General features: G+C 60.5%; 12 protein-coding genes. 6 read left to right on the forward strand and 6 right to left on the reverse strand.

Translation table 11 applies throughout. The annotated features are described in order from the left end of the window. The first annotated feature begins 58 nt into the window (after nucleotides 1-58). A complete protein-coding gene (locus tag FMN63_RS10700; RefSeq protein WP_286192602.1) occupies nucleotides 59-988 on the forward strand; it encodes a LysR family transcriptional regulator in 930 nt (309 codons plus the stop codon). Between the two features lie 76 nt (nucleotides 989-1,064). On the opposite strand, the gene FMN63_RS10705 is transcribed toward FMN63_RS10700, so the two are convergent. Beyond that, the gene (locus FMN63_RS10705) at nucleotides 1,065-1,808 is read right to left on the reverse strand and encodes a response regulator transcription factor (protein ID WP_148583960.1); all 744 of its coding nucleotides are present in this window, start codon (nucleotides 1,806-1,808) and stop codon (nucleotides 1,065-1,067) included. Continuing rightward, entirely contained in the window at nucleotides 1,805-3,043 is a 1,239-nt protein-coding gene (locus tag FMN63_RS10710; protein ID WP_148584069.1) for a GAF domain-containing sensor histidine kinase, read from the reverse strand. Before FMN63_RS10710 ends, FMN63_RS10705 begins: the two co-directional genes overlap by 4 nt. Nucleotides 3,044-3,300: 257 nt before the next feature. On the opposite strand from FMN63_RS10710, the gene FMN63_RS10715 reads away from it, so the two are divergent. From FMN63_RS10715 to FMN63_RS10735, 5 genes are read left to right on the forward strand one after another with little or no spacing between them, the layout of a single operon-like run. Then, nucleotides 3,301-4,317, forward strand: a complete 1,017-nt coding sequence (locus FMN63_RS10715; RefSeq protein ID WP_148583961.1) for an ABC transporter substrate-binding protein — start codon at nucleotides 3,301-3,303, stop codon at nucleotides 4,315-4,317. Nucleotides 4,318-4,335: 18 nt separating this feature from the next. Further along, complete coding sequence (locus FMN63_RS10720; RefSeq protein ID WP_209001075.1) at nucleotides 4,336-5,811, forward strand: sugar ABC transporter ATP-binding protein; 1,476 nt, start codon at nucleotides 4,336-4,338, stop codon at nucleotides 5,809-5,811. Further along, nucleotides 5,808-6,749, forward strand: coding sequence for an ABC transporter permease (locus FMN63_RS10725; protein WP_148583962.1), 942 nt, complete (start codon nucleotides 5,808-5,810; stop codon nucleotides 6,747-6,749). Before FMN63_RS10720 ends, FMN63_RS10725 begins: the two co-directional genes overlap by 4 nt. Next, nucleotides 6,742-7,704: an ABC transporter permease gene (locus FMN63_RS10730; RefSeq protein ID WP_148583963.1), complete on the forward strand. Its 963-nt coding sequence runs from the start codon at nucleotides 6,742-6,744 to the stop codon at nucleotides 7,702-7,704. The genes FMN63_RS10725 and FMN63_RS10730 overlap by 8 nt, the downstream gene beginning before the upstream one ends. Further along, complete coding sequence (locus FMN63_RS10735; RefSeq protein WP_148583964.1) at nucleotides 7,701-8,612, forward strand: SMP-30/gluconolactonase/LRE family protein; 912 nt, start codon at nucleotides 7,701-7,703, stop codon at nucleotides 8,610-8,612. The genes FMN63_RS10730 and FMN63_RS10735 overlap by 4 nt, the downstream gene beginning before the upstream one ends. Nucleotides 8,613-8,667: 55 nt before the next feature. On the opposite strand, the gene FMN63_RS10740 is transcribed toward FMN63_RS10735, so the two are convergent. The 4 genes from FMN63_RS10740 to FMN63_RS10755 form a co-directional block, all read right to left on the reverse strand. Next, nucleotides 8,668-9,663 (reverse strand): zinc-binding alcohol dehydrogenase family protein, encoded by a 996-nt coding sequence (locus FMN63_RS10740; RefSeq protein WP_162855021.1) that lies wholly within the window; start codon nucleotides 9,661-9,663, stop codon nucleotides 8,668-8,670. A 38-nt stretch (nucleotides 9,664-9,701) separates the two neighbouring features. Continuing rightward, on the reverse strand, nucleotides 9,702-10,493 hold the full coding sequence (locus FMN63_RS10745) for an ATP-binding cassette domain-containing protein (protein ID WP_148583966.1): 792 nt from the start codon (nucleotides 10,491-10,493) through the stop codon (nucleotides 9,702-9,704). 74 nt (nucleotides 10,494-10,567) lie between these two features. Next, on the reverse strand, nucleotides 10,568-11,509 hold the full coding sequence (locus FMN63_RS10750) for an ABC transporter substrate-binding protein (RefSeq protein ID WP_148583967.1): 942 nt from the start codon (nucleotides 11,507-11,509) through the stop codon (nucleotides 10,568-10,570). A 46-nt stretch (nucleotides 11,510-11,555) separates the two neighbouring features. Then, entirely contained in the window at nucleotides 11,556-12,578 is a 1,023-nt protein-coding gene (locus FMN63_RS10755; RefSeq protein ID WP_148583968.1) for an ABC transporter permease, read from the reverse strand. Nucleotides 12,579-12,750 lie beyond the last annotated feature (172 nt).

Below are 12,750 nucleotides of genomic sequence, written 5' to 3' on the forward strand. Positions count from 1 at the left end.
ACACAAGAATGATGTCGAAATATGCTTTGTTCAATGCCTGAATACATGAGTGAAATTCATGAATGACCGGGACGACCTGCAAAGCAGGCTGATGCTGAACGCAGTGCTGCTCAACGCCATTGCGGAAGAGGGAAACTTCTCCCGTGCTGCCGTCGCAGTTGGGCTGGAGCAATCGGCTGTCAGCCATCGCATCAAGTCTCTGGAAGCCGCGCTCGGCATCCGGCTTTTCGAGCGGACAACCCGGCGGATCGTCCCCACGGAAACCGGACGGATCGTCTGCGACGCCGCCAAGCGCTGTCACGAGGTCTGGGACAGTGCGCAGTCCCGGATAGCGGACGCAAGGACCTCCAGGACCATCCGCCTGTCCGTGTCGTCCTCGCTCGCCATGAAGTGGGTCATTCCGGCCCTCCACCGCGCCCAGGCCGCTGGCCTCGATCTGGTAGTCGACGTGGAGGACAGGCTTGTCGACCTGCACGAAGGCGAAGCCCAGGCCGCAATCCGCTATGGTTCCGGGCCTTATCCCGGTTTCCATGCCGAAGCGTTGTTAACCGCACATCTTGTCCCGGTTGCTCGGCCCGGTCTGTTGAAAGGCCAGATGACCCCTGGCGGGCAGGAGCTTGCCCTTCTTTCCGACAGAAACGGCGTGTCGGACGGTACGGGGTTCAGTTGGAACGACTATTTCAAAGGCCGGGACTGGATGGAACCGCCGGCAAGGCCTCTCAGCTCCTTCGCGCGGGCGGATCTGGCGATCCAGGCTGCCATCAGCGGCATGGGTGTGGCGCTTGGACGAACACTTCTGGTCGAAAACGACATTGAGGCGGGATTTCTGGAGGCCGTCGGTGAGCCTGTCGCATCCAGAGCAAAATACTGGCTGATCACCACGCCAGCCTATGCAGGCACGGAAGGGTATCGGGACCTGCGCGCCTGGATCGTCAGTGAGGTCGAGATGGCGCGCACGCAGTTCAGGCAATTGATCGCCCGGGTCTGACCTGGTTTCTTTTCAGGGGGCGATCCATCTGGCGCTATCCGGTTCCGCGGTGAGGCTTGTGCGCCGTGCCGCTGCTTCAGCGCACCTTCTCGATCGGGTCGTGGTAGGTATCCAGCCACTTCTGCAGGTCCCGCTCTGCACTTTCCAGGCTTTCGGCGTTGATGGCGCGCAGGTTCAGGGCGCGTGTGATGGCGCGCGTCCGCTTGTTGATCGCAAAGTCGGCGGGAACCGTTTCAAGATTATCGACGCCCAGTTTGTCATAGAGCGACAAAAGCCGGTTCTGAACGGTCCGCAACGACAGACCTTGTCGCACGGCGATGATCTTGTCCGACAGGCCGAGGGCCATGTCGAGAAGAACCGCATATTCGCTGTCGGTGAGCGTGTCGTGTGTGCGGATGTGGCGTTGCTGAACCCGGTGGATTTCCTGATCCACCACGATCTGGGATTCCAGGAACACGCCCCGCAGTGCCAGGTGAAGCCGCTCCTGTGTGGCCGTCTTCAGCACATAGCCATAGGATGTTTCCTGAGGCACGATCCGCGCAATGCCGCGCAGGTAGGCCTCGTCGGAATAGTTGGACCAGAACAGGATGCGGGTCTGGGGGCGCTCTCGCCAGATTGTCCGGGCCGCATCAATCCCGTTGCGTTCCTTCATTTGCAGGTCCATCACCACCGACTGAATGGAATGCTTGCGGGCCAGCAGTTCACCTTCCAGGCCGTTGGTTGCGTGAAAGATGTCTTTCACGTCCGGCAAAGCCAGCTGCAGGGCTTCACTCAGGTAGCCGGCATGAAACTGATCGTCTTCGACGAGAAGCACCTTCATGCCAGCTCTTCCTCGACCGTCTGCGGCATATTCTCCTGGGTCGTGGCGCAGCTCAGCGGCAGCTTCACCGTTATGGTGGTGCCGGCCTTGCTCGCCATGCTGAATTCCGCGGCGATCAGCCGGGCCCGTGTGCGCATGTGGGCAATGCCACCTGTTGCCTTGCTGGGCTGACGGCCAAACCGGTAGCCGGGAAGCCCCTTGCCGTTGTCCTTGATCGTCATCTGCAGGCCGGATTTCACGCGCTTTACGGTGACGCTTATCTGGTCGGCGCCGGAATGGCGGGCGGCGTTGTTGATCGCTTCCTGGGCAATGCGAAACAGGGCGATGCGGATGGTGGGGTCGAGGGTGTCGATCTCGCCGTCCGTTTCGTCCAGCGTTTCAAGGCTCGTGGACGAGACATCCTCGACAGCGCGTTCCAGGTGTATCCGCAAGGCGTGGGCAAATCCGAACAGATCCAGGATCGTCGGAACGGCGGTGTCGATGATCCGCCTGAGATCGCCGATGCAATGCTGAATGCTGCTGATGACCTGCGCCTTGTCCGTGGCCGCGTCCATTTTCTCGACATCGCGCATGATCCGGGTCAGGTCGGCCAATGTCTGGTCATGCAGATCCATGCCGATGCGCTGACGTTCCTGTTCGAGCACCCGCGTCAGCTCCAGCGCGCCTTGCCGCAGGCCTTCTTCGCGGGCCTGGGCTTCCGCGCGCACCACGGCCGCGCGCTTGGCTTTTTCGTTGGCCCGCAGGGAATAGAAATACGGCGCGAGCACATCGGCAATCTGCCTGACCCGCACAACCGTTGCCTCGTCGTAGATGTCCGGGGTGCAGGAAGAACAGTTGAGTGCGCCAATCGTGCGGCCAAGCACCTTCATGGCAACATTCACGCGGCTGCGCAGCTTGTGCTTGATGATCGGCTGGGCCAGCGCACCCTCGTAGGTGTAGCGTTCGTCTTCCATCGCGTTGCTGGTGAGCATGTAATCCGTTTCACCAAGCAGGATGCTGCGTATGGGCGAGATGGCCACGGGCGTGCGCGACAGGCTCCACCGCGTCTTGATGCCCACTTCATAGCTTGTGTTCCAGGTTACCTTGTCATCCACCAGGCAGACATCCAGGTGATCGATCGGCAACAGGTTCTCGATCTCGGCCTTGACCGATCTCAAGGCGGCCCGAATTTCCACCTGGCCGGCCAGATGACTGGAAATGCGCAGCAGGGAGACGAGAGCCGTCGGCTCTGACATCTCCTGATTTTCATTGGCTTCCTGTCGCATGGCAACAACAAGCTCCTCCCGTTTCTTGTTCGCCAGTGTGCGGTACGGCGCCTGCATCGGCAACCCATCTGTTAGGCGTTCAAGTGCATCACGGTTGCGGGTTCCCGCAACCGTGATGCGTTTCTCCTGCTTTACGCAACTCCTTCAGCTCCGCAATCTGACCACGGGATGCGTTGGGAGAACCGTGTCCCGTTATCAAAGGCGCCTGTTGGCGTCAGGGAGGAAACATGAACACCAAAGCCAAGCTCCTGGGGGCTGCCGCGCTCGTTGCGGTCACCCTGCCGGGTCACGCTGTCGCGGACACCGCCGACAAACGTATCGCTCTTTCCAACAATTACGCCGGCAATTCCTGGCGGCAGGCCATGCTGGAAAGCTGGGCCAAAGTTGGCGACAAGGCCGTGGAAGACGGCGTGGTCGCCGCCGCCGATGCATTCACCACATCCGAAAACCAGGCCACCGAACAAGCCGCCCAGATTCAGAACATGATTCTGCAGGGCTACGACGCAATCGTGGTCAACGCAGCTTCGCCGACCGCCCTGAATGGTGCGATCAAGGAAGCGTGTGACGCGGGCATCACTGTCGTTTCCTTCGACGGCATTGTCACCGAACCCTGTGCGTGGCGCATTGCTGTCGATTTCAAGGAAATGGGCCGCCAGCAGGTCGAATATCTCGCCGGGCGCCTGCCGGATGGTGGCAACCTTCTGGAAATTCGCGGTCTTGCCGGTGTCTTCGTGGATGACGAAATCCATGCGGGTATCGAAGAGGGTGTCGCGGAGTTTCCGAAGTTCAAGATCGTCGGATCGGTGCATGGCGACTGGGCACAGGATGTCGCTCAAAAAGCGGTTGCCGGTGTTTTGCCAAGCCTGCCGGAGATCTCTGGCGTCGTGACGCAGGGCGGCGATGGCTACGGTGCCGCACAGGCGATCAAGGCCGCCGGCCGGGATATGCCGATCATCGTGATGGGCAACCGTCAGGACGAAATGAAGTGGTGGGCCGAAGCTCGTGATGAAAACGGTTATGAGACCCTCTCGCTTTCCATCGCACCGGGCGTTGGCACGCTCGCCCTCTGGGTCGCCCAGCAGGTTCTTGATGGTGCCGAAGTGCCCAAGGACCTCACCGTTCCTTTCCTGAAGGTGACCCAGGACACGCTCGACGAGACGCTTGCCGCGACACCGGAAGGGTCGGTGGCGAACGTCGAATACAGTCAGGAAGACGCCAAGTCCGTCATTGCTGCTGCCAAATAAGGAGTGACGGAATTGGAAGTGGCAACTGGCGCCGGTAGGTCGATACCGGATGTCCCGTTGGTTGCCCTTTCGGGCGCGTGTGTCCACTTCGGTGCGGTGCGCGCGCTCGACGGGGTCAGTCTGTCTGTCAGTGCCGGCGAATGTGTCGGTCTGATGGGACACAACGGAGCGGGCAAGTCGACAGCCGTCAACGTGATCAACGGCGGACTGACACCAACGGATGGAGAGGTCCGGTACGGGCATGAAGATGGCAAGAACGGTACGGGCGTGGCTCGTGCGCGGGCGTGCGGTATCCGCAGCGTTTTTCAGGAGCTTTCGCTGTGCCCCAACTTGTCTGTTCTGGAAAACCTGAGGGTTCCACATCGTGATCTGACAGGCTTCGGCTGGCGCAGAACCGCTGCCGGGCGGATTGCCGGTGCGCTTGACGAGATCTTTCCGGGACACCGGATCCAACCCGGTATGATCGTTGGCGACCTGACCCTGGCCGAACGGCAAATGGTGGAAATCGCAGCCGGTTTTGCCGGTGGCCCGACACCGCCGCGCCTCGTCATTCTCGACGAGCCGACGTCGTCGCTCGATGCCTCCATTGCCCGGCAATTGCTCGACCATGTGCGCCGCTTCTGCACCAACGGCGGTGCTGTCATTTTCATCTCGCACATGCTGGGCGAGGTTTTCGAAGTCGCTTCGCGCATCGACGTGATGAAAGACGGCAAGATCATTGCCAGCAGACCGGCGTCGGAGTTTACCCAACAGGGTCTGATCGATGCCATGGGGCATGTTGCTGCCGAGAAGACCGCCGCTCGAGCCACGGTTGAAAGCAGCCAGCGCATTGGCGAGGAAGTTCTGAAAACCCCTGAGGGCCTCAACGCCCGAAAGGGCGAGGTCGTTGGCCTGGCGGGCCTTGCCGGGCATGGACAGGCCGAAGCCCTGGCCCGGTATTTCATGTCGCGGTCTGGAAAACCCGGACGGGTGAAAGATCCTGAAGTGGCCTTTGTTGCCGGTGACCGTGGACGGGACGGCGTGATGCCGCTCTGGTCGATCCTTCAAAATCTTACCCTGACCCACCTTCCGAGCCTGACCCGGCGGGGGCTGGTCGACGCGGTGGCGGAACAGGCTCTGGGGGCGGACTGGAAGAAGCGCATCGGCATTCGGACCGACAATCTGGACAACCTCATCCTGTCCCTGTCCGGCGGCAACCAGCAGAAAGTGCTGTTTGCCCGTGCGCTGGCCTCAACCGCTCCCATCGTGGTGATGGACGATCCCATGCGCGGTGTCGATGTCGGCACCAAACAGGAAGCATACGACATGATCCGAACGGAAGCTGCCAACGGGCGAACCTTCCTCTGGTATTCAACGGAAACGGAGGAAGTCCGCCAGTGCGACCGGGTGTTTGTGTTCCGCAATGGCCAGATTTCAGCAGAACTGACCGGTGACGGCATCACCGAAGAGAACATTCTGGCGGCCTCCTTCCAGATGCAGGGAGCCGGGGCATGAACGGCAAGTACCGCATTCTGCTTCCTGTGCTGTCCCTGACGGTTCTGCTGGCGGCCGTTTTTTATCTTCAGCCCCGGGCGATGAGCTATTTCGGCCTGAACCTGCTCTTCAATCTCGCCGTGCCCATCGCGCTAGCAACGATCGCGCAGATGATGATCATCATGGTCAACGACATTGATCTGTCGGTGGGAACGTTCGTCAGCTTCGTGGCCTGCGTGACGGCAACTTTCCTGAACGACGCACCGCTCATAGGCGTGGCCATCCTGTTGGCGTCGATCCTCGCCTATGCGGCCATCGGCGCGCTTATTCACATCCGCCAGCTTCCGGCCATCGTGGTTACGCTCGGCATGTCGTTCGTCTGGGGCGGTCTGGCGGTTTTACTGCTGCCTTCACCGGGCGGCGCGGCTCCCGCCTGGATCCGAACGGTCATGACCGTCAAGCCGCCGCTGGTACCGATGGCAGTGGTGGCCTGCATCCTCATTGCCGGACTGACGCATCTTCTCATCATGCGCTCCTCGACAGGCACGCTCCTGCGGGCCGTCGGCGGGAATGCTCAGGCCGTAGCCCGCTCTGGCTGGTCGGTCACGAAACTGAAAGCCGGCGCCTATGCGCTGGCGGGTGTCTTCGGCGTTCTCGCCGGAGTGTGCCTGGTCGGTCTGACCACTTCCGCCGATGCCAACATTGCCCTGCGCTACACGCTGCTTTCCATCGCAGGCGTGATCCTGGGGGGAGGGGAGTTCACCGGAGGTCGGGTGTCGCCTGTCGGGGCTGTTCTTGGTGCATTGACGCTTGCCCTGGCCGGCAGCTTCCTGTCGTTCATGCGCCTGTCACCTGACTGGCAGATCGGCGCCCAGGGCGCCATCCTCATCCTTGTGCTTGCCGTGCGGCTGATCTTCTCCCGCCGCGGCCGGAAATGGAAGGGAGCCGAAAATGGATAACTCCCGTCTTTCGACAGTGCTTGCCATCCCCAGACGCCCCTGGTTCTGGGCGTTTGCGGCCAGTGCCATCGCCTATTTCGCAACCCTTTCACTGACGGAAGGCCGGGGCGGCGGAGAACTGCTGTCCGCAGCACTGACGTTCGCGTCCTTCTCGGCCATTGTCGGGCTGGGCCAGATGTTCGTCATCACGCTGGGACCCGGCAATGTCGATCTGTCGATACCGGCCACCATGACGCTGGCAGGCACCCTGTCTCTCAAGTTCATGGATGGCGCGGCGGCTCTCATCCTGCCGGGACTGGCGCTCGCGCTGGCCGTCGGCATTGGCGCCGGGATCTTCAACTACCTGCTGATCCGTCTCTTGCGGATCCCACCGATCATCGCGACCCTGTCAGCGTCCTTCCTCTACCAGTCGCTGGCAATCTGGTGGAACCGCGGTCTCAGGATCAAACCACCGGAAGCGCTTGCGGATTTTTCGACCGGTTCGCTCGCAGGCCTTCCAAACCTGACGATCATCGGTGTGCTGATCGCACTCATGAGCTGGGTGGTGCTGGAGCGCTCTCTTTTCGGTCGCTGGGTGTCCGCCTTCGGTCAGAACACCCGTGCAGCCCGCCTGAGCGGGATACCGGTGGAGACGGTCCGGGCGGTCACCTATATCGCGTCCGCCGTGCTCGCCTCCTTCACCGGATACCTTCTGGCAAGTTTCTCGGGAGGGGCCGCACTCAACATGGGCACGGAATACCTTCTGATCTCCATCGCCGTCGTCGTTATCGGCGGCTGCTCCATCGCCGGTGGCAATTCGAATGTGCCGGGTATCTGGGGCGGGGCGCTGCTGATGTTCCTGGTCGTCTCGATGTTGAATTCCTATGGGTTTGGCGCAGGCGTGCGCCTGATCATGACCGGCGCAATCATCATCGCCATTGTCGCTGCCGCATCCGGAAAGGGCAGATCCGCATGAACAGTTTCTCGTCCCCCTATCAGATCGATGATCCGCGGTTCACGGCGCTGATCCAGAAGAACGCCAGGCTGCGCCAGCTTGCGACCGGTTTCGAATGGACGGAAGGGCCTGTCTGGTTTGCCGATCACCAGGTGCTGCTGTTCTCCGACATCCCCGCAAACCGGATGATGCGCCTGACCCTCGACGGCCAGGTCAGCACCTATCGCCAGCCTGCGGACTACGCCAACGGCAACACAAGGGACTGTCAGGGGCGTCTGGTTTCCTGCCAGCACGGAACGAGGTCCGTAACCCGCACCGAGCTGGACGGCAGCCTGACCGTGGTTGCTGACCGCTACCAGGGAAAGCGTCTCAATTCGCCAAATGACGTCATCGTGCAGTCGACCGGGGCCATCTGGTTTACTGATCCGACCTACGGCATTTTGAGCGATTACGAAGGCTTCCTGGCAGAACCGGAACAGACCGCGCGCAACGTCTATCGCATCGAACCCGCAACGGGCGAGGTGGAAGCGATGATTACCGATTTCACCCAGCCGAACGGCCTGGCGTTTTCTGCGGACGAGCGGGTTCTTTATGTGGCGGAGTCCGGCTCCAGTCACGATCCGGACGTGCCGTCCGTCATTCGCGCCTTCAAACTGGACGACACCGGCCGGATCCTGTCGGACGAGGTGTTTGCCACGATTGACCGGGGACTGCCTGACGGCATGCGGGTCGACGCTGCCGGTCACCTGTGGAGCTCAGCCTCAGATGGAGTCCACTGCTTCCACCCGGACGGCACACGCCTCGGAAAGATCCTGGTACCGGAAGTGGTCGCCAATCTCTGTTTCGGTGGCGTTCGGGGCAACCGGTTGCTGATCACCGCAACCACATCGGTCTACGAGATTGCGGTCAACGCAAAATCGGCGATCTGACAGATCGCCGATTTGAAACCTATCGGGCTACTGAGGGGCAACGCCGGTCAGGTGTCTACAAGGTCACGATGGCCTTGATCAGGCCTTCCCGGTCCTTTGCAAGTTCGCTGAACTTGTTCGGAAGATCCTCGAGCCGGAGTGTCAGCGTGCACAGGGCATCGGTATCGATCCTGTCATCGCGAATTGCCGACATGACGGTCTCGAAATCTTCCTTGGTCGCGTTCCGGCTGCCGATGAGCTGGGTTTCGCGCTTGTGGAACTCCGGATCGCTGAAGCTGATGGTTTCCTTCACGACGCTCACCAGAACATAGCGGCTGCCATGGGCGAGCAGGGAAAAGCCGGCCTCGATTGCATTCGCATTGCCTGTGGCATCGAAAATGACGTCGAACCCGTCCTGCAGCGGGCCTGACAGAATATCGGAGCCTGCAAGATGCGTGTTCTCGAACCCGAATTTTGCAGTTGCCTGGTCCAGCCGCGCGCGGCTCATGTCCATGAGATGGACCTCGGCTCCCGAAAGCCGGGCGAAAAGGGCTGTGCCAATGCCGATGGGACCGGCCCCGGTGACCAGCACCCGGTCCTCGGCAGAAAGGGTTGCGCGGCGCACGGCATGGGCCCCGATGGCGAGAAACTCCACCATAGCGGCCTGCAGTGCGCTCAAGCCGGTCGCTGGATAGAGATTTTGCTCCGGCACGGCGATGCGGGAACACAGGCCGCCATCCCGGTGAACGCCGAGAACCTCGATATTGCTGCAGCAGTTCGGTTTGCCGCGTTTGCAGGCGCGGCAGGTGTTGCAGGACAGATAGGGGTTGACCACCACCAGTTCACCCGCGGTCCAGGAACCGGTGCTTTCCGCGATCCTGCCGCTGAGCTCATGACCGATCACGCGCGGGTAGTTCAGGAACGGGTGTTTGCCCTCCAGGATGTGATAATCCGTACCGCAAATGCCGACAGCCTGGATGTCGATGAGCACCCAGCCCGCCGGAGCTTCGTCCGGCATGTCCCGCGTTTCGAGCGTGAAGACGCCTGGCTCGACAACGGTGCCGCAGGCCATTGATTGCGCCACCGCCGGCGACTTGGTCGTTTCGAGAGTCATTGAACGGCTTTCTGGCTCCGGGGAGCCCAGTCATGAGGCAGGTCGCCCTTGATGATAAGGCTGAGGACATCGTCCTTGGTCACGTCTTCAATCGGGTGTGAGCCGACTTTCCGGCCCTTGTTCATGACGATGACGCGGTCGCAAAGTTCGAAAACGTCATGCATGTCGTGGCTGACCAGAAGGATACCGATCCCTTCCTCACGCAACTGCCTGATCAGGGAGCCGACCATGGCCGTTTCCGAAGGGCCGAGAGCGGCGGTCGGTTCGTCCATGATCAGGATCTTGACGTCAAAATAGATCGCTCTGGCGATGGCTACGACTTGTCTCTGGCCGCCAGACAGGCTGGACACCGGATCATTGAGGTTCTTGAAATTCGGATTGAGCCTTTTCAGAACGCTGACCGCTTCGGCCATCATCCGGTTGTCGTCCAGATTGCCGAACCGCGTTTTCAGCTCCCGGCCGAGAAACAGGTTGGCGGGCGCGTTCAGATGATCGGCCAATGCAAGTGTCTGATAGATGGTCTCGATGCCCAGATCGCGCGCGTCATGAGGCGTCTGGATATCGACGACTTCTCCATTGACCCGGATCGTCCCCTCGTTGGGGATCATTGCTCCGGACAGGATCCGCATCAGGCACGATTTGCCAGCGCCGTTGTGGCCGAGAACGCCCACGACTTCACCCGGATAGAGGTCAAGGGAGACGTCGTTCACGGCCTTGATGCCGCCAAAGTGCTTTTCGATTGAGTCCATCTGCACCAGCGGTGTCGCGGACTGAGCATCTGGTTTCATATTCCGTGTCCCGATCGACGATTGGTAGGACCGGAAGCCCTGCAAATGCGGGCTTCCGGCCAGGTTTTTTGGCTTTAGTAGAGGACGTTCTGAACGCTCGGATGATCGATGTTGTCCTTGGTTGCCAGAACAACGCCGGTGTCGATGAAGTTCGGCACCGATTCACCGTTCAAGAGCTTCAGAATAGTCTGGACACCGATCTCGCCCATCTGGAACGAGCCCTGAACGGCCGTTGCGGCCAGGGTGCCGTCACGTACGAAATCTTGCAGGTCGGTGTTACCGTCAAAGCCGATTGCGACGACCTTGCCGGCCTTTCCGGCCTGTGCCAGGGCCCGGCCCATGCCGATGGCGGTCGGTTCATTGGCACCGAAGATGCCGACAAGATCCGGATTTGCGGCCAGGATGTCGGTGGTCTGGTTCAAGGCGGTGGCCATCTGCGACTGGGAGTAGTAGGGACCGACGATCTCGATCTCCGACTTGTCGTCGATCCGCTTGACGAAACAGCCGACGCGGCCGAGTTCAGAGCCGACACCGGCGACGTAGGACATCACGGCAACCTTGCCTTCGGTTCCCACTTCCGAAATCATCTTGTCGGCAACCAGCTGTCCTGCCGCGCAATTGTCGGTCGACAGGAACGCCTGGTAATATTCCTTGCCGTTGTCTGCGAGAGCGGAGTCGATGATGACGACGGGAATTTCGGATTCATAGGCCTTCTTCACAGCCGGGATCAGGGCTTCCGGATCGGACGGAGCCAGAACAATGCCCGATACGCCTCGGTTGATGGCGTTCTCGACAAGATTGACTTGGTCTGCGACGGCCGATTCCGATGCCGGACCGTTGAACGTCATCGTGTGGTCGGTCTGACCCTCGATAGCCGCGCTGGCGCCCTTGTTCACGTTCTGCCAGAAGTTGGAATTCGTCGTCTTGACGATGACCGCGATTTCTCCGGCCTGTGCGGCTGCTGCCGACAGTGCAAGGGCGCTTGCCATCATTGCTGTTGTCAAAAGCTTCTTCATTTCATTCTCCTCCGTCTGAAGTTACTCAGGTAAACGACCGGCTTTCTCAGCGCCGGTTTCTGATCTGATCGACGTAGACCGCCAGAATGACGATGATGCCGATCACGATTTGCTGGATGAAGGCCGAGACACCGGCCATGTTGAGACCGTTCCGCAGAACCCCGATGATGGCCGCGCCGATCATCGTTCCGGAAATATTGCCGACGCCGCCCATGAGCGAAGCTCCGCCGATGACGGCCGCCGCGATAGCGTCGAGCTCATACATGACGCCTTCGTTCGGCTGCACCGTCACAAGGCGGGACATCAGAACGTTGCCGGCGAGACCGGCCAGGGCGCCCGACAGGACGTAAGCGAAGATCTTTGTGCGGTCGACCAGGACGCCGGAGAGACGCGCGGCTTCCTCGTTGGATCCGGTCGCATAGATATGCCGGCCGATCTGGCGCCGCCTGAGCAGATAGGCTCCGGCGACCGCGACGATGCCAAGCAGAATGACCGGATAGGGAATTCCCGGAAAAACGACTTTCGGAAAGATGCCGCCGGTTTTTTCCACGATGCGGAACAACGAACCATTGCCGAGAAGGCCGAAGCTTTCCCCCAGCCGCGAAATCGGTGCGGCGCCTGTCAGCTGCAGGGCAACGCCGCGGGCGATCAGCATCATGCCGAGGGTCGCCACAAACGGGGTTATGCGCATCTTGGTAATGACGAAACCGTTGATGAAGCCGCAGGCCGCACCGGCCATCACGCCAATGGCCATGGCCGGGGCCACCGGTATGCCAGCCTTGATGCTCAAGCCGGTGACGGTCCCCGAAAGCGCCAGGACGGATCCGACGCTAAGGTCGATACCGCCAGTGATGATGACCATCGTCATCCCGATCCCGAGCAACCCGATGACGGACGTCTGCAAAAGCACCGTCAGTCCGTTGTTGATGGAGAAAAAAGCTGCGTTGCCAAAGGAAAACGCGAAGATCAGCAGAGCAAGCGTCAGCAGCGCCGACAGCTTGTGAAAGGAGCCGGCTGACAGCTTGAGTGTCCAGGCTGCAGGCTCTGCTCCTCGATCAAGATCCGCCATAAATCCTCCCGGGCCGGATATTGAGTTTAATAATTAAAAACATATGAGCTGGAATGACCTGTCGCGTCAACAGTTTTTTATTTTTTAATACAGTCGATTGGAATTGTCCGGCGTTTTGGATATGTTACGCTACGCCATGGCAAGAACGGACGAACGATTCAGAAGCGCATAC

Source organism: Stappia sp. BW2 (genome assembly GCF_008107695.1).
GTDB lineage: Bacteria > Pseudomonadota > Alphaproteobacteria > Rhizobiales > Stappiaceae > Roseibium.